Consider the following 20,353-nt stretch of genomic DNA (forward strand, 5'->3'; position numbering starts at 1 on the left):
AAAAACACAACACATGGCTGCTCCTTTAGAAAAATTAAAAATATTCAGTCTTGATACCATACAGATGCGCACGTTCCATATTACGTGGCTGATGTTCTTCGTTTGTTTCTTCGGCTGGTTTGGGCTGGCGCCGCTGATGCCTACTATCCGTGCGGATCTCGGGTTAACCAAATCGCAGGTAGGTAATATCATTATTGCTTCCGTATCCGGCACCATCATAGCGCGGCTGATCATTGGCCGGCTCTGCGACACCTGGGGACCTCGTAAAACCGCGATCCGCCTCCTGCTGGTGGGTTCGATACCGGTATTCCTGGTAGGGTTATCAAAAGACTATACTTCCTTTATGCTGTTCCGTTTAGCCATCAGCGTTATAGGCGGTTCCTTTGTTATTACGCAGTTTCACACCTCCCTTATGTTTGCCCCTGCCATCAAAGGCACCGCCAATGCAATTACCGGCGGCTGGGGCAACCTGGGCGGAGGCGTTACCAACATGGTGATGCCGGTGATATTTGCCGCGATTGTTGGTTTTGGTTACACCAAGCCTGAAGCGTGGCGGTATGCTATGATACTGCCGGGACTGATGATGCTCGGTGTAGCGTACCTGTATTACCGTTATACAAAAGATACGCCTAACGGAAATTTTGATGAGATTGGTTATAATAAGAAAGATAATAAAACGGATTGGTCCGTGCTGGGCGACTGGCGCATCTGGGCGCTTACGCTGGCATACGGTATGTGCTTTGGTATGGAGATCACTTTTGACAACGTAGCATCTTTACATTTTGTAGATACATTTCAACTTTCGCAAGGCAGTGCAGGGTTCTGGGCCGGCATCTTTGGTTTTATGAACCTGTTTGCGCGGGCACTGGGAGGCATTATTTCAGATAAGGCAGGCGCCAGGTTTGGCATGAGAGGTAAAGGATGGTTATTGGCCCTGATGCTGCTGGCGGAAGGAATCGGGTTGTTATTATTTGCACAGGCAGGATCGCTGGTAGTAGCTATCATAGCTATGCTGGGCTTTGCGCTGTTCCTGAAAATGGCCAATGGCGCCACTTATGGCATTGTACCTTTTATCAACGAAAAAAATGCAGGGCTTGTAGGCGGCATTGTTGGCGCAGGGGGTAACCTCGGTGGAATGATGTTCGGCTTCCTGTTTAAATCAGACAGTATCAGTTACGTACAGGCGTTCACGTATATTGGCTATGTAGTTATTGCCATCTCCTGTATTGTAATGCTGACACGCTTTACCCGGCAGCCTGCTGCTGAGGAAGCACCGGTAAGAACACCGGTAGCGGTATCATAAATCATTGTAAAACCTTTAGCATGCAAGCATCATTCAAAACCACCTGTTGTTACTGCGGCGTAGGCTGTGGAATAGTGGTACATAAAGACCGGCAGGGCAAGCTGCATGTAGAAGGTGACAAAACACACCCGGTTAATAAGGGTATGCTTTGTTCCAAAGGTATGAACCTGCACTATACAGTGATGGATACATCAGACAGGTTGCTGTATCCTGAAATGCGGTACCACCGTAACCTTCCACGGCAAAGGGTTACATGGGATCAGGCATTGGAAAGGACCGCTGCTGTATTTGCAGCCATCATAAAAAAACATGGTCCGGATGCTGTAGCCTTCTACGCATCCGGGCAATGCCTGACGGAGGAATACTATGTAGTGAATAAGCTGATCAAAGGATTTATTGGCAGCAATAATATAGATACCAACTCCCGGCTGTGTATGAGCAGTGCGGTAGTGGCTTATAAAATGGCTTTGGGAGAAGATGCAGTGCCCGGCACCTACGATGATATAGAGCAGGCCGACTGCATCTTTGTGGCAGGCGCCAATCCGGCGTGGTGCCATCCTATTTTATGGCGCAGGATAGAAGCAGCGAAAGCAGCCAACCCGGCTATGAAGATTATTGTGAGTGACCCGCGGGTAACACAAAGTTGCGCGCTGGCAGATCTGCATTTGCAGGTAAACCCCGGTACTGATATTGTATTACACCACGCCATAGGCCGCGCGCTGATCACCGCCGGGCATACCGATAGTTCCTTTGTGGAAGCGCATACCAATGGTTTTGATAAGTACAAGGATACCGTGATGGAACGCACCATAGAAGAAGCGGCGGCCATTTGCGGTATTGCTGCGGAAGATATCCACAAGGCCGCCGATTACATTGGCAACGCTACCGGGTTCATGACGCTCTGGACAATGGGTTTAAACCAAAGCTCCGTGGGCGTGCATAAAAATCTTAGCCTTATTAACCTTCACCTGATCACCGGCCATATCGGCAAACCCGGCAGCGGCCCCTTCTCTTTAACAGGCCAGCCCAATGCAATGGGTGGCCGCGAAGTTGGCGGTTTATCCAATCTCCTCCCGGCGCACCGCGTGCTGAACAATCCTGCGCACCGCAAAGAGGTACAGGCTTTCTGGGGAGGCACCGAGCTTTCCGACAAGCCGGGGCTTACTGCCACAGAAATGTTCACCGCATTAAACGATGGACAGCTGAAAGCTATCTGGATCATGTGCACCAATCCGTTGGTGAGCCTGCCCGACGCCCGCTTTGCCGAAGCTGCACTGCAAAAGGCAAAGTATGTAGTAGTGCAGGAAATTTCCAGTAAGCCCGAAACATTGCGTTATGCAGATGTGGTATTACCCGCTGCTGCATGGACGGAAAAAGAGGGCACCATGACCAACGCAGAACGACGCATCAGCTATCTCACCAAAGTGACTGATGCACCTGGCGAGGCGTTACCCGATGCCGAAATCATTTGCCGCTTTGCGCAAAAAATGGGGTATCACGGATTCGACTATACGAATGTATCTGAGATATACGATGAACATTGCCGGCTTACTGCCGGTACCAACATTGATGTGAGTGAACTGAACTATGATATTATCAAGGCACAGCGCAGCGTGCAGTGGCCCTACCAATCGGGCAACGGCACGCCGCGCCTGTTCCGCGACCACCGGTTTTATACCCCTGACGAAAGGGCGGTAATCCATAGTTTCGACGATGACAACAGATCCGAGCCACTCAGCAATGAGTTGCCGCTGATACTCACCACCGGCCGCATACGCGACCAGTGGCATACCATGAGCAAAACAGGTAAGGTGAGTAAGCTGAAGCAGCATATTTCTTCCTCCTTTCTTGAAATACATCCCGAAGATGCACGGCAGCGCGGCATTTCGGCAGACGATATTGTTACCGTTACCAACGGACGCGGAACAGTACGGGTAAAAGCGCAGCTTAGTACTACTATCAAAAAAGGCGTTGTTTTCCTGCCCATGCATTGGGGAAAAATATTGCACAACGATCTTCACCGCGCCAATAACCTGACCAGCCCGTTGCTTGATCCTCTTTCCAAACAGCCGGACTTTAAATATGCAGCGGTACAGGTAGCGCGCTACCGGAAACCGGTACAGAAAATTGTGATAATAGGCGCCGGGGCCGGAGCCTGCGGATTTGTAAAGTCGTACCGCGAACTAAACACTTCCGATGAAATAGTGGTGTTCAGTAAAGAAGACCTGCCATTTTATAACCGTGTGATGCTACCGGATTACATCAGCGGCACCCAGCAATGGAAGCAGCTGGTGAAGATGACCCGTGCAGAAGAAAAGTCCTACAATATTACCTTACACCGCGGCGTAAGCATTACGCATATCGACCGTAACAACAAGTTACTCACCGATAGTAACGGGAACGTACATACGTATGATATCCTGCTGATGGCTACCGGCAGCCGGGCGGCCACGTTGCGGGATATTCCACCCATACCGGGCATTTTCACGATGCGTACCCGGATGGATGCAGATGCCTTCAAGCAGCATATAGATCCATCCAAGGGGAAAGTAATGATAGCAGGTGGTGGATTATTGGGAATAGAGCTGGCAGCATCTCTCAAAGAAATTAATATAGACGTTGGCGTTATACAACGTACTTCCCGGTTAATGGACCGCCAACTGGATACGCTGGGCGGACAGCTGCTTTACGAAGAGCTTACCGACCGCGGTATTGACATTTATTACAATGATGAAATCAACCGTTTCTCCGGGCAGGATCAGCTGGAAGGCATCCAGCTGAAAAGCGGCCTGTACATTCCCTGCCAGGCAGTGGTCATGTCTATTGGCACGGTTCCCAACATAGAGCTGGCGCAGGCGGCGCAACTGGAGTGCAACCGGGGCGTGGTGGTGAATGAATATCTCCAGACCAGTGATCCGGACATCTACGCTATTGGCGAAATTGCGGCTTTCAATGGTACGTTATACGGCATCACTGCCGCTGCGGAACAACAGGCAGAAGTAGTGGCCCGTTATCTCAATGGCGACATCAGCAATTACTACCAGGGCTCCCTGTTTATGAACATCCTGAAGATGCATGGCACGGATCTTTGTTCGCTTGGCATGGTGGAAACACCGAAAGATCCGGCTTATGAAGAAGTAGTGTTTATTGACAAAGCGAAACGTTATTATAAGAAATGTATCATTCACCAGGACCGGCTGGTGGGCGCCATCCTGATCGGCGACAAATCGGAGTTCATCGAATTCAGGGATCTTATCCAGCAAAAAATTGAGTTGTCGGATAAGCGGCTGGAACTGTTACGTTCCGGCAAAAAGGGAACGCCGGTAATTGGCAGGCTGGTATGTTCCTGTGGCAATGTAGGCGAAGGTAATATCATGGAGAAGATAGCAGGAGGTTGCGACAACCTGCAACAGCTTTGCCAGGCTTCCGGTGCTGGTTTGGGCTGTGGTAGCTGCAAATCCGAGGTAAAGGCTTTGCTGGAAAAATCAATTCAAAAAACCGTGGCAGCACTTGTATAATTATGGCTAAACATACGCATACATTACCCGTTAATTTCACCGGTGGTATTATTTCACCGGGATACCTGCTGGAGCTGTTGGAAACAGCGGCAGCAGCGCAGGCTACGCATGTACGTTTTGGCTTACGGCAACAACTGCTGGTAGATATACCGGATAAAAATTTAGCCGCCTTTAAAAAGAACTGCGCGGAGAAACAACTGCCTATAGCGGAGCAGCCCAATATTATGAGCTCCTACCCTGCGGCTGGTATCTTTATCCACGACAGCTGGCTGAGTGAAGGAATTTATAAAGATGTATTTAACGGGTTCGACTATACGCCTACGCTGAAGATCAATATCTGTGACAGTCAGCAAACATTTGTGCCGTTGTTTACCGGGCATATCAACTGGATCTCTTCTTCCAGTTTACATTACTGGTACCTGTATATCCGCATGCCGGGAAGCCAGCAGCTGTATGCGTGGCCGGAGCTGATCTATACCAATAATATTGCTGCTATGAGCAAGCAATTGGAGCAAAGCATCAATGAAGGTGATACGCCGGAGGAAGTGTACCAGCAGGTAAAACAGGTAGCAAGTTACATTGGTCGCGCGAAAGAAAAGGAGCCGGATCTTCCTGCTTTTCATTTGCCCTACTACGAAGGTTTTAATAAGCACGACAATAGCTATTGGTTAGGTATTTACCGGAGAGATGAAGATTTTCCGATTGCTTTTTTGAAAGAAGTATGTACCATTTGCCTGGAAACCCGCATCGGGCAATTATATGCCACGCCGTGGAAGTCGCTGATCATTAAAAATATTGAGCCGGCTCACCGTAAGCTCTGGGATTATGTGTTGGGAAAATATGGCATCAATGTGCGTCATGCGGCGAATGAATTAAACTGGCAGGTAGAAGATAACTGTGAAGACGGGCTTGTTTTAAAGCGGCACATCATCCGCTATTTTGATACGGCTGATGTGCGTACTTATGGTTTGTGTTTCAGTGTGAGGATTAACCGGCCGGCAAGCCTTTTTGGAACGGTGGTAATCCGCAAGCAAGAAAACAAACATGGCAGCAAGCTGAAGTATATGCAGCGTTACGACATTCTGTATACGGCGGGTTATAACGCCAATTCCGCACAGCTGCTGTTATACCGGGAAGGCGTTTCCAAAGAGCACCTGGGGCCTTACATTGTAGCGTTGTGCAGAACTTTTTACGAGCGGGAAAGTGAGGCGGATGTATTACAGCACTATGTAACGGAACAACAATCGCTGGCGCCTGTTGCTGCTGTTGAACGGACAGTTCATCAATGCCAGGTGTGCTTAACGGTATATGACGATGCCGCCGGAGATCCGGAACAGCAGGTACCTGCTGGCACTTTATTCAGTGATTTACCGGAAGATTATTGCTGCTCCGTATGTTCGTCGCCGTTAGATGAATTTAAAGCGATTAATGAAGCTACTTTATCCACACACACTGTGTAAATGCGCCATTGGCGGCTACATCCCACAATTCAAACCGTACCCATTTACGGTTTTCCAGGTTGGTATTAAATGTAAACGTGTTTGATCCGAATGACTGCGTTTGGTGCAGGGGAATTTTTTCCCGGTAAACATCCTTTCCATCGCCGGAGATGATTACCGCATAGTTAAGCGGGAAAGTCCAGCTGGCAGATACTTTCACAATTCCCTTCCGTGCGGCGGCGATCGTATTACCAGAAGATTTTCCATTCACGGTAAAAGCGGGCAATAGTATTTCTCCTGTGGTTACAAAAAACTTTCCCTGCTGCATGGCATCCAGCACAGGTTGCCAGCCATCTTTAAAAGCGGGCAGGTGATCCAGCTGAAGATAGTTTACGTTGAGATGTCCGTACAATTCATCTTCCGGCGTAATGCGAAACAGGTCTGCTTCTGCAATCATTGTTTTGTGTAAGCCCCAGTTGGCCATATCATCCAGCAAGTCCAGCGCCCGCTTACCAAGATAAGGCTGTGAAAGATCGGCGGGTAAAGCTTTCCAGGCCGCTCCCATAAATTGTGGAGCCGTGAAAAATGCCTCCTCTTTATATTTATCCGGAAACCCGGTAGATCCTTTGGTACGTGCATGGGCTGTCCAGGCCATGCCTTTTTCTGCTTGCAGGAGCTGCAGCATTTCCTCTTTATTGCTTACGCGGTATACTTTTCCATAGGTGGGATCATTGGTTACAAAAGGCTGTGAGGGCTTACGATCCATCACCCAATAAACCGGTTTAGGGAAGAAGTTCATCCAGTGCCCGCCGAAGAAGTTATTGGGTTCTTCACCGGGGAGCAGTAAAAACTGCTTGGTGGATAATCGTTCACACTCTTTAAACAGTGTTTGCTGTTCAAGGAAGCGTTCACTTTCCGGACCGCGTGGATGACCGGGGCCGTGGAACTCGCCAAGGTGAACGATGTTCACACCCGTTTCACGAAAGGCTTTTATGAATGCAGGAAGTTCCGGCATCGGCAGCTTGTTCAATACATCAGCAGTATGCTCCTGGTGAAAGTGACTGCTCATGGTATAATATCCGGGGAGCGGCGTATATACATCACTGTGGGTATAGCGGCGTACATACTGCAACGTTTGGCCGGCAGTGGTATTGCTGAGTAAACAAAAGAAATGAAGGCGCTGTGCAGTTCCGGGAGGAGCATTAAACCAGGGTACCCATCTTTTATCTCCTTCCGGTTCCTGCCGGATACCAATACCATAGCCGGGTGCAGTTTTATTATAACTATTCCCGTACCAGGTAAATGACTGGTTGAAACAATTATCCAACGGATAAAAGAACTGGTGCGGCGCAGGAAATAATGCCAGGCTACCGGTTTTACTTTCACCGATGATGGTGCGGTATTTCACGGCTACATTGGTGCTTTTGGTACCTGCTACTGCCGGCACAGACTTCATCACACCTTTGGGATCGGCCCAGTGAATCTGTTGCCAGGGTATATCCGTAGCCGTTAGTCCGGCGTCATATAGTATAGCGGTAGAATCCTTTTGGGTAGTCATCACGGCGGCTATGTTCATCAGTCCGCTGCCATTATACAGGGTTATTTCCACCGCGCCGCTGAAAGGGCCTCCGGTGGCGCCGGCCACACGAATAACAGTACGGGAGCCATCTGTAATAACAGCGATACTGTCTTTCTGCAATTGTACCGGGTAAGTGGTACGCGGTAATTTTGCCGTTTTATCAAAGAAGATATTCCAGCCGTTTTGTGATACCAGGTCGCGTTTTCCGGTGGTAAGAAAAAATACGGGCTGCAGACCGGACGCCACCTGTTGCCATTCCTTTTTACCGTTGTTCCAGCTGAGACTATGGATGAGCGGGCTTCGCTGCTCCATATCCAGTACAATCCGGGCCTGTTGATTAGTACCGGCATTCCACACAGCAGTGAGTTGCTGATTGGCCACGCTTACCTTTACATCGCCGGAGGGCTTGTATCCATGCAGGTTTACCGGCACCTGCGCCGCTACTGGCAGATAAAGAAAACAACAGCTGACAATATATTTAAAGAAGGGCATAACGTGGATATTTAAATACAGAAAAGGGAGAAATTATTACCTCCCCGGTAATCATCTCTCCCCTACAAAATATATAATTGTCCTGATAACAACTTACTATTTTTTATAAACAGCAGCTGTTTGTAACCGGTTTAGTAAAATAACCGGTGGTTGTGTGGCGAACTTAATAAAATCTGCTGCGCTTACCTGGCCTTCGTAAGGTATGAAAGCGCCTTCCTTTGGCCCGTTGCGCCAGAAGAGCGCATAAGACATCTTATATTTTTCCAGTACGGGTCCAAATGTTTTTGTCCACCACTCGGCCTGTGGCGTATTGATGTTGCCTACTTCGGTAAGGGCGGGTACTTTGTGGTGCGCGGCAGCAATTTGCTGCAGGATACTTAACCGGTTGTTAAGATCTTTTACAAAATGGGCTACATCTTTATTGCAGTAAGCATCAAAGCCCAGCACATCCACGTATGCATCACCGGGATAGCGTTCCAGGTATTCTTTTTCTGTCGCAAAATCTGCGGCAGAGTATGCATACAGCAGGTTATGCAATTGTTTTATATCACGCAGGTAGGTAACGGTGAACTGCCAGATGGCTTTAAATTCCTCCGGTGTACACGAGGATTTGCCCCACCAGAACCAGTTACCGGTATGCTCATGGAACGGACGGAACAATAAAGGGATTCCTTCTCCCTTATCATTTTTTATTTTATGAAGATAAACAGCCAGTTTATCCAGGTAAGCTTTGTAAGCGGCATGATGCGCGCCTCCGGGGATAATACTTTTTACCGTGTTCGGATTAGTGCTCCAGGCCGTGGCCTTTGTTACGGGATCGTCGAAATGCCAGCTGAAAGTATTGATGCCACCGTTTTCGTATACCCATTTCATATATACCACTATAGAGTCGAACGGAACACCATCCAGGTTATGGGTGCTGTCTTTTTCCAGGCGGCCCAGTTCCCATCCAAAAACGCCGGGGTATTGTCCGGTTAGCCGTTTCACATCAGATTCACCTGGTTTATAGGCCCATTGCATGCCATAGGCCAGGTCGTCCTGGTGACCGAGGATGACGCCTTTGTCCAGCAGCGCCGCCATGTTATGCAGCAGCTGCCTGGTTTCCGGCGTAGCCTTTTTATCAATGGGCTGTTGTTGTGCGAGCGTGGGTATGGCGCCCAGCAATACAGCGGTGATAATGGTTAATAATTTCATGTGGTTCATTTAGCGTTACAGGAATGTCTGGTTCTTACTCACCTGCTCGCATATACGTTGTACGGTGCTATCGGAAGTAAATCCGTCTGCCGGTGTGTTGATGGCATAGTCCAGCATCTTATCCACTGTGGTAACGGCAACGTGCATACGGGTATCTGACGAGGCATAATATACAAAGATATTTCCTTCTTCGTCCGTTACCCAGCCGTTGGAAAATAATACATTGGATACATCTCCCACGCGCTCCTCTCCTTCCGGCGCCATGAAATAGCCGGCAGGCTTATGTATAACAAGGGTTGGATCTTCCAGCGAAGTGATAAATACATAGAGCGTGTAGCGCAGTCCCGCAGCGGTGTTACGCACACCATGCGCTAAATGCAGCCAGCCTTTTTTTGTTTTTATGGGCGCCGGTCCCAGGCCATTTTTTGCTTCGTATACCGTGTGATAAACTTTTTTATCCAGCAACTGTTCTTCGTGGATAACGGCGCGGGTGATATCATCTGCCAGTCCGAAGCCAATGCCCCCGCCGTTTCCGGCTTCAATAAAGCCATCCTGCGGACGGGTATAGAAAGCATATTTGCCGTTTACCAGTTCCGGATGCAGCACTACGTTGCGCTGCTGGGGCGAAGGCGTTTTGAGATCCGGCAGGCGTTCCCAGGAGCGGAGATCCCTGGTGCGGACAATACCGCATTGCGCTACTGCCGCCGACTGATCGCCCGGCGCTGCCGCGGGATCCCGGCGTTCCACGCAAAACAGGCCATAGATCCATCCATCTTCATGCTGTGTTAAACGCATATCATACACATTGGTTTCCTTGTCGGCCACCTGTGGCAGCGCGATGGGGTAATCCCAGAAGCGGAAGTGATCGGTACCGTTCGGACTTTCGGCTACGGCAAAAAAAGATTTACGGTCGTTGCCTTCCACCCTGGCCACGAGGTAAAACTTACCATTCAGGCGGATGGCTCCTGCATTGAATACCGCGTTCACGCCTATACGTTCCTGCAGGTGTGGATTGGTGGCCGGGTTCAGATCAAATTTCCAGAAATAAGGTATATGCGCCGCCGTTAGTACGGGATACTTATACCGGCTATAGATGCCGTTGTAGGTACCTGCAGGTTCATTGCCGCGTTGTACCAGTTGTTCGTATTGTTCCTGCAACTGTTCCACCTGCATGCTTGTGTTTTTCATTGTATATGCCATAAAACCGGTACTTTTTAATCGGCATTTTATGCCTGCATTAAATCCTGCTGATATAAGTTAAAATGATGCAGCGCTGTTATTGCCTGTAAATGTATTTTTATTCATAACGTTCGTACAAGTGTGATCGTGACATTAAAAGTACGGACGTATCAAATACTTTAATGACACTTTCTTTTCTAAATGTTATACTATTTCAATCAAATGATGATGATAAGTATACTTTGAGAAAGAAATATCCTTGATAAGATGATCTTCTTTCTCTCAAAAAGAACTTTTAATATTTACTACATTTAGGGCATCAGACTTAAACCCTATTTCCTGATGAAGATAAATTTATACTGTAGCATGAACGTCAGAAAATTACTCATTTCAACCTGTGTAATACTGTTACCGGCTCTTCAGCTGGTTGCGCAACACAAGTGCTTCACCTTTGGGCTAAACGGCGGATTTAATTTGTCCAACGCCCACGAAACGGTAAACTATATTATTGGAGAAAAGAAGAGTAAACCGGGATTCCAGGTAGGATTTAATGCCGACTATAACCTGTCTGATGCTGTTTATATACGATCCGGTGTTTCGCTTACCACCAAAGGAACCATACATGAGGATGCCGAAAGGTGGGTTGGAGGTAGCAATGCCCCGATTACTTACAGGAAAATAATAACCAACCAAACTTATCTTCAACTGCCTCTCCTTATCGGATACAAGTTTTCTCTCACTTCCAGCACCAGGATTTTTATACAGGCAGGTGCTTATATTGCTTATGGTATCGGCGGAAAAGAAATAACCAGGAACAAAACAGTTCATTCATCCGGAGAAACCAATTATGAAAAAACTTCAACAGATACATTCGGTGAAACACGAACTGGTTTAGCAAAAACGGATTTCGGATTAAGTTCCGGTGTTGGGGTTGAGTATAAAAGATTTGCACTGGGAGTTAATTATGAGCCGGGCCTGATAAATATCGGGGAGATTAAAGAGGCTGATACTTATTCCAAACGGGATTATAAAAACAGGAATTTATCTGTTACGGTTGGGTATAGGTTGTGAGCCCATTATCAATGAAGATAAAAATCATATTGAAGTACCTGTTGTTTTGCCTGACCGGGTTATAGGGGAAAATCAGATGCCTAGTTTTTGTAAAACATAGGTATCAAACCAGTTTGGAATATCGTTTGTTTCTATTTTCAGGGTTTCTCCATCTGTTATTTCTGCGATCAGACGATAGGCATCTCCTGAATTATCAAAGAAAAAGCAACGATGACAATAGGGAAAGATGTCAGCAACCAATTCCATTGATCTAACGTATCGCTCCCTGATCTTTATTTCATCAACCGGATGTCCACCCTTATTCACTCTTTCTGCAACCCTGTTCACATTGATATCTACTGATTCTGTGGAAATGAAATACAGGTAATTTTTAAACCCTGCCTCATGAGCACTCTTGAAAACACTCAGTTTGGAAGAATGTGACATTACAGTTTCAAAGGAAAAAGTTTCCCCTTTAGCAATCAGTAACCTTCTCAGATATTCGGAGATTAAGGCTGCCTCATAACTGTTAGAATCGTTTCCGATGGTGATAACATTATTTGAAAGCCCTAGATCTATTTTAAATCCGTCTTTCACAGCCTTTTCCAATAATGAAGAATGCTTCAGGTAGGTGTTAAAGTCTGTTGTATCAGCTTCAAGGTTGTAATCTCCGAGGTTAACAAATCCCTTTTCCCTGGCGGACTTTTCGATATCGTCCGCATTTATATAAGTACCAGTTTTGTATGCCTTCTGGATTTCCTTGATGATTGTGCTTTTACCAGAACCATTGGGACCGGCAAAAACACGCATTCTTTTAGCGTTTCTTACCGACATGGATAACAGCACCTTTTACAAGATTACGTACCTGATACTGCTCACTGGATATCAGGTGAATTTCTGAAATTACCTCCTGTTTTCCATCCGGCATTTCACGCATCACCTTACCATTTCTCATCAGCGTAACCGGCAAATTCATAGCTCTATTTTCATTAATGGCATTGATTGCCGCACGACGTCCAACCGTCTCAAAAAAGTCAGCAGGCAGATGCTCTTCGTACGCACTCAACTCCCCAACCTTCCACCCCTGTTTAAGGGTTTGATAGAATCCACTTCTGGTTTTTCTCCTGGACATAACATTACATTTAAACGCTATGAGTTAATTCATTAATATTAATAAAGATACAATTTTTTCATCAGTGCCCCAATCCATATACCTATTGTCTCTCATAGTACAATCCAAATCCTCCCTTACAATAAAGTGTCCACCTAACACCCAAACCCTTCTCCCGCTTCATTTCTGCGCAGTCCCCGCATTCCCTACGCCAATTCTCCCCGGATTTGCCTAATTTTGCACCGTCAAATACCACAAACAGGTGTGGAGCGCAGATCATGTTAGCAGATATTCAAAATGAAACCGATGCGAGGCAATACCGCATCGCTATTTCCGTCTTCTTTTTCATCTCCGGATTAGGTTATTCATCCTGGGCTTCCAGGATTCCCTCCATTAAGCAGCAATTGCATTTAAATGAGGCGCAGTTCGGGCTGGTACTGCTGGCACTGCCTATCGGGCTGATGCTCACAATGCCCATTACCGGCAGACTGCTGGGGCTATTCAGCAGCCGGAAGATCATGGTATTTGGCGCAATGGTGTTTAACCTGATACTGAGCTTACCGGGTTTCACCACCAGTATCTGGCAGCTGGCACTGGTGCTATTTTGTTTTGGCTCTGCCCGTAACCTGCTGAACCTCTCCATGAACTCGCAGGCGGTGCAGGTGCAACACCTGTTCCCACAGTCTATTATGACCACCTTTCACGGCATCTGGAGCGTAGCGGGCTTTGCCGGCGCGGCTATTGGCTACCTGATGGTGACTATGAACGTGGCGCCTTCCTATCATCTGCTGATGATCAGTACATTATTACTGGTATTTACCATCTATTACTATCCCAAAACATTACCGGATCAGCCGGTGAAGGAAACGGTAAAAAGGGCGGCTTTTGCGCTGCCAGATAAATCGCTGCTGAAATATTCGCTGATCTGCTTTGCCTGTATGGCTACGGAGAATACCATGTACGACTGGAGCGGGCTATACTTTGAAAAAATTGTTGGCACCAGCAAATCCACTGCTGTAGCTGCCTTTGGTATATACATGGTAGCCATGACCACCGGGCGTTTTATCGGCGACAGGCTCGTAAACCGCCTGGGCATCAAATCGATGCTGCTGTATAGCGGCTGGTTTATACTCACCGGGTTATTACTCGCTATAGTGCTGCCTTATCCGGTGACGGCCGGTATCGGGTTTATTTTTGCTGGTTTGGGAGTAGCGTGTGTAGTGCCGCTGGTATTCAGCCTGGCAGGACGCTCAAAGAGTACTAACAGCGGGCAAACGCTGGCCTCTATTTCTACAATCGGCTATCTTGGATTCATGGTAGTACCGCCACTGGTAGGATTGGTGGCACAGGCTACCAGTTTACGCTGGTCATTTGCCATTATGGCGATATGCGGATTAGCGATTGTGGCCCTGGTGAAAGGAATGAAGGAATAAGTTTAAGCGGAGGGTATTCCCCTCCGCTTAAACTGCTAAATAGTATACTTCTCTTTCAGGATCGCCCTTTCCTTTTCCCCAATCCCCAATTCTTTCTCAAAGAAATTTTCTACCGTGCCGTATTTGCCTTTAATGGCATTAAAAAGACTGTGCAGTAATTCCGGTTTCAACTCCAATGCTTTACGGATGGTTTCTTCATCCATACCAGTACTTTGTTGCAGCCCCTGGAACATCCGTTTATTCATAGGCAGCAGGTATACATTGCTGGCAGTAAAATCTGCTTCGATGGTTTGCTGCGGCACGCCTAATGCGTAGAGGAATAACGCAGTAGCCATACCGGTTCTGTCGCGGCCACCGGTGCAATGGTACATGATAGATTCATTGGCAGGTAACACCAGGAGTTTCTGAAACAGTGGTTTATATCGATCGCCCAGGTATTGGGTGTTGCCGTAAAACTTCTCCAGGAAATTACCATTCTTAATAATTTCTCCCATTTGTGCAGCACCAGGCAGACTGTCGCTGCCGGCGGGGCATAGCAGGTAATCTGTTTTTGGTAATAAATGGTCCGGCGCAGCAGCAGCTTCTTTCACGCCACGGAAATCTATTACGGTGTGGATATGTTTTTGTTCCAGCACGGTGAGGTCCTGGTCTGTCAGGTGGCTTACATCGGCAGAGCGGAACACTTTTCCCCACACTACTTTTTTGCCATCATTTGTTTTGTATCCGCCTACATCGCGGAAGTTAACCGCTCCCTGCATGCGCACCACTCTTTGCGCGCTATCGGCTAATTGGGCAAAAGTTGCACCGGGTAAGGCAATAGCCAGTACCAGCATTATTCTTTTCATATAGTGTTTGTTATTTTTTGAGAGATGATGTTATTTGATGATGTCCCAGCGGATACCCGCCTGACCGCGACTGCCATACCATTCTTCAGCGGCGATACGGCGTTTATCACCCATATAGGTTTTCAGTGGTTCATTGGTAATGTTATTCAGCTCTGCAAACACCCGTATTTTGGATGTGATGTTTACGGTAGCAGAAGCATCTACTGTAAAGTTCTTATCTGTCCAGATATAAAAATCCTTGCCCAGTTGCTGATTGATGGTTTCTACCGAAGCACCGCGGTAGTTGCCCGCAATACGGATCATCAGACCGTTACGCTCATAAAAGAGAATGCTGTTAAACAGGTGACGCGATTGATTTGGCAGACTGGTTTTATCCATGATCTTATTACCGCTGGCGGTTCTTGGCACTTCTACCGACGAACTGATAAAAGTATAATTCAGTTCTGCACCCAATCCACTGAGGATACCTGGCAGAAAATCGAACCGCTTGTTGATGCCTGCTTCCAGCCCTATAAGGGAGGCGTCGTTCAGGTTCTTTGCCTGTGCCACCACGTAATTCGTGTTATTGTCCGTGTAGTAAGTTTTATCTGCAAAAATTACGTTACTGATTTTCTTATAAAAGACACCGCCGGAGATGAGACCAATATTTTTAAAATAGTATTCGCCCATCAGATCGAAGTTGTTGGAGAAGGTTGGCTGCAAGTCGGGATTACCTTTGGTGATGGTAATAGTAGAGCCGGTGTTATCCACAGATTCGCCTGGCGTGAGGTCTGTAAAATTGGGGCGGATAAACGTGCGGGTGTAGGCAGCACGCAGGTTGGCCTGGTCGTTAATGCTGTATTTAAGGTGCAGCATTGGCAACAGCGCATTGTAATTATTTTTTACTGTAGCCGGTGTAATGGTGGTTACTTTTGGTGTGCCTTCGGCAGTTGCTTTTGAACCATGCAATGTAAAGGCGGTGTATTCATTTCTGACACCGGCAATCATTTTTAATTTTTCTGTAAGATCGATTTCTGCCATTGCATAAGCTGCTGCTACATTCTCTGTACCTGTATAAATATTGGTAGCATTGGATTTAGATGTGTAATCGGCAAAACCGTTTTTACGCAGGGTGGCGGTATCATACAAATCAAACAGCTGTTGTTTGGTGATGGGATCAATCATAAACTGATCATAGTTGCCTTTCAGTCCCTGGAAGAAACCGCCGCGTACCGGAAAATCAGTGGTTTGCAGTGTATTCAGCGGCAGCAGGCCCGGGGAATTTGGAATGCCCAGTGCTGCGCCGGGGAGGTACACGATGTTGGAGCCATACATACCGGCGCGGTCTTTATGGCGGTATTTGGCGCCGAACTTCAGGTTCACCCTGGAAGAGGCGCTTACTTTGAAGTTCACCTGTGCAGTTTTATCTTCTTCTTTTGTATCCAGTTGCGCAATCACTAACTGTTGCAGGGTGAGCTTCGACGGGTCCATTACTTCCCCGCTGTTTTTTATGCCGGCATCAAAGTGTAACGGATCTCCGCCAATACCTTGTGGTGAATCGAAACCCCAATACCGTTTTCCATCTGCAGAAAGATTATTAAAACCACCGGTTATTTTCTGACGGAAAGTAGCGATGGGTAATCCTTTATTACCATTGGTAGGTGGTGTTTCCAGGAAATACTTTGTGTAGTAATCGCTCACCGTCCAGTCCATTTTTACTTTGGAAGACAACTGGTGTTCACCGCCCAGTTCTCCGCCGTTCAATACAGTTTGATAGTAAGAGTAGCGATAGTTGTACTGGTAGCGGCTGTTGTTGTAATCCACATAAGATTCATATACCGGGCGGATATCGTTGAATTTATCCATCAGTCCGCGGAAGAATATTTTATGAGAGGAATTGAATTTATATTCGAGTCCAACGTTGGCGCCATAAGTCTGCCGTTTACCCATGTATCGTTTCAGCATAACGGTGCTGACAGACTTCTGCTGTGCCGGATCGGGAAGGCCGGTATTGTAGGCTACTTCAAAGGCATCCGTTCCCCACTGGCGGTCCCAGATGGCGCCGGCGATCATCACGCCCAGTTTATCTTTAAAAAAGCGATCACCGTATACAAGGGATGCGTTGTAGGTAGCATCTTTTGAAAAGGTGTTGTAACCGCCTGCCGCACTTACATTGAGTGTTCTTTTAGCGGGAGCGGTGCGGGTAATGAAGTTAATGGAACCACCAATCGCGTCGCCTTCCATGTCTGGTGTAATGGCTTTGGCTACCTGTACGTACTGGATAATTTCTGAAGGTACTGCGTCCAGTACAGAGTTGCGGTTGCCGAGTACATTGGCGCTTGGCAGGCGGCTGCCGTTAAAAAGAGTAGAGGTCCATGCGAAGGGCGTACCTCTTACAGTGGCGGCATCAGCTTCGCCGTGGTAGCGGGCTACCGCTACACCCTGTACACGTTGTACCGCTTCGGCAGCGTTACGGTCCGGTAATTTACCGATGGCATCCGCTGCGATTACATCCATGATAGCGAGGGAATTCTTTTTGATACTGAGGGCTTTCACGGTGGAAGGCGCCATTGTTCCTTTCACCAGTACTTCTCCCAGTTTGCCACCGGTAGGCGTTAATGTGATATTGCCGGCGTCGTTGATGCCGGGTTTTACGGTTAGTTCCAGTTGTTGTGTTTCATGTCCTATATAGGATACCAGCAGGATTACTTTGCCGGTAGTGTGTACATTGATAGTGAAGGCGCCATTCAGATCGGTAGCGGTGCCTTGTTTGCTTCCTGCGGTTTGTACAGAAGCGCCGGGCAGGTGTCCTTCCCTGCCGTTGATAACTCCTTTGATGGTTTGTGCCTTTGCCGTGCCGGCCATTACCAGCAGGAGCAGTAATGTAAGGTAACGGGAGCTTTTTAATGGTTTAAAAATGCGATCCATATGAAGGTATTTTTCAACAAAAGTGGGGGTTGCTGATGATGAGTTCGACCGCATCCAACTACTGCTACGTGTATACGTGTTTTCCGTTTTAAACGTACTCACTTTTATTGAAAACCAATGCATTACCATGTGTTACGAAATCATTACCAAATAGGGCGGCAGCTGTCTGAAACCGCAGGTTTAACATTCCGGTAATATTGGTTTTATACTTTCGGTGCATATCCGCACTATGATATATGTTATTGCCATCGGAGCATTTCAGGCGCTTACCGCAGTTGCTTTATTAGGAAGCAGTAAATTGCGCAGTAAAGCAGATTTTCTGCTGATCCTGTTGCTGTGCTGTATTGCTGCGCATCTTGCTATTAAATTCTGTATTTATTCTTTTGTGAACGACAACGAGGTGCGTACGCAGATGAATACCTTTATCGGTTTTTGTTACGGACCGTTACTATATTTATATGCGTGCCAGCGGCGGGATGCTGCATTTATTCCTGCTTCGCAGTGGTATGTTTTTCTTCCTTTCATACTAGGTGCAGTGGGTTATCTTACGGTGGTGTGCGTGCTGATGTGGTCGGCGGATGCCGGTCACGCGGTATTGTATTACTACAATGAAACCACCACCTGGATGATGATGGTGTTGGGTTTCCTCTTTCCCGGGTTGTCGCTCCGTATTGCGAAGCAATTACCTGATATGCCGCAGGAGAAGAAGCTGATTAACAGTATCAGCTACCTGTTGGGTGTTATCAGCATTATTTCGCTGGGGTTTAAAACGGCGCAATCGGTGCACCTGCTGGATAGCTCGTATAACTATAATATTATCTGCAGAGATATCGTATATTCTTTACTGTTAGTGGTGTGCCTCGTGATTATCCGGTACAAGTATGTGGGAATTATAGGTGCGCAGCCTGTGAAGGCAGCGGCGCAAACAGTAACGACGGCGGAGGTATTGCCTTCCCGCAGGATGCAGCTCAGTACCGAAGAGCAGCGGATGCTATTGCAATCGCTGGAAGCTTATCTCCATAAAACAAAAATATTCACGGATGCTGAGTTAAACCTCGACAAGCTCGCGCAGGGCGCCGGGATCAGTAAGTATCATATTTCAGAAACGCTGAACAGTTATGCAGGGAAGTCGTTTTACCAGTATATCAATGAATGGCGTATCCGGCGGGCGATGGAGCAGATCCGCTTCATGAACGAAAAAGCACTGCCGGTGAATGTGTTAACACTGGCGTATGATTGTGGCTTTAAAGCCAAATCATCTTTTAACCAGTATTTTAAAAAGATTACCGGTCTTACACCTACTGAATATATCAAATCACTGGTGGCTGCCAGCGTAACTATTCACGAGTGACGGGCTCACAAATTCAGTGGAAAAGATCCGCTGTACTTTGTCTATTTCTGCCGCGTACATTGTTTTTTTCCGGGTACCGAAATACAGGGTATTTTCTATGACCTGTTCCCCTTCCCACACCAGCTTCATGCTGCCATTTTCAATTTCATGGGCGCACAAAAAGTCGGGTACTACTGAAAAACCGGTTTCGCCACTAAGACAGCGAACAATAGAACAGATATTCGGAACGATGTAGTTGGGTTTAAAATCCATCTGATGGCGGAAGTTAAATTGCCAGAATCGTTTCAGGTGCTCCATATCTGCCGCAGTGCTGTACCATAGCTGTTCTTTCAGCCAGTTCTCCGCTGCTTTCATATCTTTCTTTTTCAATAACGCGTTCAGTGGCTGGATATCTGTTTTACCGCCGGCTACCAGTACAATCTTTTCTTTCGAGAAAGGTTTAAACTCCAGGTTTTTCTGATCACCTTTCTGTGGGGTGATGATGAGGTCCAGCAGTCCTTTATCGAGGTCGTTGATCATTTGCGGGTAGTCCCCGAATTTGATGATGATGTTAAAGGGCAGCGTGGCGATATATTTCTCCAGTGTATATTGAAATGTTTCGAAACACATACCGATGCTGATAGTGGCCCTGTCGGTTTTTGTGCTTTTATGAAAAAGCTGTTCTGCGTTTTCCAGTTTGAGCAGTGGTTCCTCTATAAAGTTATAGATCACTTTTCCCTTTTCGGTGGGCACGAGTTTTTTGGCCGAGCGGTCGAACAGTTTGTAGCCGGTATATGCTTCCAGGGAGTTGAGGTGCAGGCTTACGCCAGGCTGTGAAATAAAAAGCTCCTGTGCCGCACCGGTAAGGGTGCCCTGCTCATAGATGGATTTGAAGGTACGGAGCCATTCCAGGTTTAATCCCATATCATTATCATTTTTCTGATACAAATGTATAAGTTAAATAATTATGATA

At 47.2% G+C, this 20,353-nt stretch carries 14 protein-coding genes; 6 read left to right on the top strand and 8 right to left on the bottom strand.

The features are described 5' to 3' along the window. The first annotated feature begins 13 nt into the window (after positions 1 to 13). Genes V7S65_RS12710 through V7S65_RS12720 form a run of 3 tightly spaced genes read left to right on the top strand, consistent with a single transcriptional unit; the run spans position 14 to position 6,281 of the window. Positions 14 to 1,303, top strand: a complete 1,290-nt coding sequence (locus tag V7S65_RS12710) for an MFS transporter (RefSeq protein WP_336386871.1) — start codon at positions 14 to 16, stop codon at positions 1,301 to 1,303. A gap of 20 nt (positions 1,304 to 1,323) precedes the next feature. Beyond that, positions 1,324 to 4,821 (top strand): molybdopterin-dependent oxidoreductase, encoded by a 3,498-nt coding sequence (locus tag V7S65_RS12715; protein ID WP_336386870.1) that lies wholly within the window; start codon positions 1,324 to 1,326, stop codon positions 4,819 to 4,821. A 2-nt stretch (positions 4,822 to 4,823) separates the two neighbouring features. Next, positions 4,824 to 6,281, top strand: a complete 1,458-nt coding sequence (locus tag V7S65_RS12720; protein WP_336386869.1) for a rubredoxin — start codon at positions 4,824 to 4,826, stop codon at positions 6,279 to 6,281. Here the strand turns inward: V7S65_RS12720 and V7S65_RS12725 are convergent. The 3 genes from V7S65_RS12725 to V7S65_RS12735 all read right to left on the bottom strand — a co-directional run bounded on the left by V7S65_RS12725 (position 6,256) and on the right by V7S65_RS12735 (position 10,725). Beyond that, the gene (locus V7S65_RS12725) at positions 6,256 to 8,331 is read right to left on the bottom strand and encodes a hypothetical protein (protein WP_336386868.1); all 2,076 of its coding nucleotides are present in this window, start codon (positions 8,329 to 8,331) and stop codon (positions 6,256 to 6,258) included. The genes V7S65_RS12720 and V7S65_RS12725 overlap by 26 nt on opposite strands. Before the next feature lie 96 nt (positions 8,332 to 8,427). Next, on the bottom strand, positions 8,428 to 9,525 hold the full coding sequence (locus tag V7S65_RS12730; RefSeq protein WP_336386867.1) for a glycoside hydrolase family 26 protein: 1,098 nt from the start codon (positions 9,523 to 9,525) through the stop codon (positions 8,428 to 8,430). Positions 9,526 to 9,540: 15 nt separating this feature from the next. Next, the gene (locus V7S65_RS12735) at positions 9,541 to 10,725 is read right to left on the bottom strand and encodes a glycoside hydrolase family 130 protein (protein WP_336386866.1); all 1,185 of its coding nucleotides are present in this window, start codon (positions 10,723 to 10,725) and stop codon (positions 9,541 to 9,543) included. 345 nt (positions 10,726 to 11,070) lie between these two features. Between V7S65_RS12735 and V7S65_RS12740 the strand changes: the two genes are divergently transcribed. After that, positions 11,071 to 11,775: a porin family protein gene (locus V7S65_RS12740; protein WP_336386865.1), complete on the top strand. Its 705-nt coding sequence runs from the start codon at positions 11,071 to 11,073 to the stop codon at positions 11,773 to 11,775. Between the two features lie 72 nt (positions 11,776 to 11,847). On the opposite strand, the gene V7S65_RS12745 is transcribed toward V7S65_RS12740, so the two are convergent. Together V7S65_RS12745 and V7S65_RS12750 are read right to left on the bottom strand one after the other, a co-directional pair. Further along, complete coding sequence (locus V7S65_RS12745; RefSeq protein ID WP_336386864.1) at positions 11,848 to 12,588, bottom strand: hypothetical protein; 741 nt, start codon at positions 12,586 to 12,588, stop codon at positions 11,848 to 11,850. After that, positions 12,569 to 12,886, bottom strand: a complete 318-nt coding sequence (locus V7S65_RS12750; protein WP_079470243.1) for a hypothetical protein — start codon at positions 12,884 to 12,886, stop codon at positions 12,569 to 12,571. Before V7S65_RS12750 ends, V7S65_RS12745 begins: the two co-directional genes overlap by 20 nt. A 257-nt stretch (positions 12,887 to 13,143) precedes the next feature. Between V7S65_RS12750 and V7S65_RS12755 the strand changes: the two genes are divergently transcribed. Then, entirely contained in the window at positions 13,144 to 14,298 is a 1,155-nt protein-coding gene (locus V7S65_RS12755; protein ID WP_079470244.1) for an MFS transporter, read from the top strand. A 35-nt stretch (positions 14,299 to 14,333) separates the two neighbouring features. Here the strand turns inward: V7S65_RS12755 and V7S65_RS12760 are convergent, their stop codons facing one another. Together V7S65_RS12760 and V7S65_RS12765 are read right to left on the bottom strand one after the other, a co-directional pair. Beyond that, positions 14,334 to 15,143 (bottom strand): tyrosine-protein phosphatase, encoded by an 810-nt coding sequence (locus V7S65_RS12760; RefSeq protein WP_079470245.1) that lies wholly within the window; start codon positions 15,141 to 15,143, stop codon positions 14,334 to 14,336. Positions 15,144 to 15,173: 30 nt separating this feature from the next. After that, positions 15,174 to 18,050: a TonB-dependent receptor gene (locus V7S65_RS12765; RefSeq protein ID WP_336386863.1), complete on the bottom strand. Its 2,877-nt coding sequence runs from the start codon at positions 18,048 to 18,050 to the stop codon at positions 15,174 to 15,176. 229 nt (positions 18,051 to 18,279) lie between these two features. Here V7S65_RS12765 and V7S65_RS12770 point away from each other — a divergent pair, with 229 nt between their 5' ends. Continuing rightward, on the top strand, positions 18,280 to 19,401 hold the full coding sequence (locus V7S65_RS12770; protein ID WP_336386862.1) for a helix-turn-helix domain-containing protein: 1,122 nt from the start codon (positions 18,280 to 18,282) through the stop codon (positions 19,399 to 19,401). Here V7S65_RS12770 and V7S65_RS12775 read toward each other — a convergent pair. Next, the gene (locus V7S65_RS12775) at positions 19,366 to 20,304 is read right to left on the bottom strand and encodes a LysR family transcriptional regulator (RefSeq protein WP_079470248.1); all 939 of its coding nucleotides are present in this window, start codon (positions 20,302 to 20,304) and stop codon (positions 19,366 to 19,368) included. The genes V7S65_RS12770 and V7S65_RS12775 overlap by 36 nt on opposite strands. Between the last annotated feature and the right edge of the window lie 49 nt (positions 20,305 to 20,353).

Origin of the sequence: Chitinophaga sp. CCNWYY40 (genome assembly GCF_037483205.1) — a bacterium.
Lineage (GTDB): Bacteria > Bacteroidota > Bacteroidia > Chitinophagales > Chitinophagaceae > Chitinophaga > Chitinophaga ginsengisegetis.

Bases quoted from the DNA above. Each gene is read 5' to 3' on its own strand.
- V7S65_RS12710 (WP_336386871.1), top strand. From the start codon at position 14: ATGGCTGCTCCTTTAGAAAAATTAAAAATATTCAGTCTTGATACCATA.
- V7S65_RS12715 (WP_336386870.1), top strand. From the start codon at position 1,324: ATGCAAGCATCATTCAAAACCACCTGTTGTTACTGCGGCGTAGGCTGT.
- V7S65_RS12720 (WP_336386869.1), top strand. From the start codon at position 4,824: ATGGCTAAACATACGCATACATTACCCGTTAATTTCACCGGTGGTATT.
- V7S65_RS12725 (WP_336386868.1), bottom strand. From the start codon at position 8,331: ATGCCCTTCTTTAAATATATTGTCAGCTGTTGTTTTCTTTATCTGCCA.
- V7S65_RS12730 (WP_336386867.1), bottom strand. From the start codon at position 9,525: ATGAAATTATTAACCATTATCACCGCTGTATTGCTGGGCGCCATACCC.
- V7S65_RS12735 (WP_336386866.1), bottom strand. From the start codon at position 10,725: ATGGCATATACAATGAAAAACACAAGCATGCAGGTGGAACAGTTGCAG.
- V7S65_RS12740 (WP_336386865.1), top strand. From the start codon at position 11,071: ATGAACGTCAGAAAATTACTCATTTCAACCTGTGTAATACTGTTACCG.
- V7S65_RS12745 (WP_336386864.1), bottom strand. From the start codon at position 12,588: ATGTCGGTAAGAAACGCTAAAAGAATGCGTGTTTTTGCCGGTCCCAAT.
- V7S65_RS12750 (WP_079470243.1), bottom strand. From the start codon at position 12,886: ATGTCCAGGAGAAAAACCAGAAGTGGATTCTATCAAACCCTTAAACAG.
- V7S65_RS12755 (WP_079470244.1), top strand. From the start codon at position 13,144: ATGTTAGCAGATATTCAAAATGAAACCGATGCGAGGCAATACCGCATC.
- V7S65_RS12760 (WP_079470245.1), bottom strand. From the start codon at position 15,143: ATGAAAAGAATAATGCTGGTACTGGCTATTGCCTTACCCGGTGCAACT.
- V7S65_RS12765 (WP_336386863.1), bottom strand. From the start codon at position 18,050: ATGGATCGCATTTTTAAACCATTAAAAAGCTCCCGTTACCTTACATTA.
- V7S65_RS12770 (WP_336386862.1), top strand. From the start codon at position 18,280: ATGATATATGTTATTGCCATCGGAGCATTTCAGGCGCTTACCGCAGTT.
- V7S65_RS12775 (WP_079470248.1), bottom strand. From the start codon at position 20,304: ATGGGATTAAACCTGGAATGGCTCCGTACCTTCAAATCCATCTATGAG.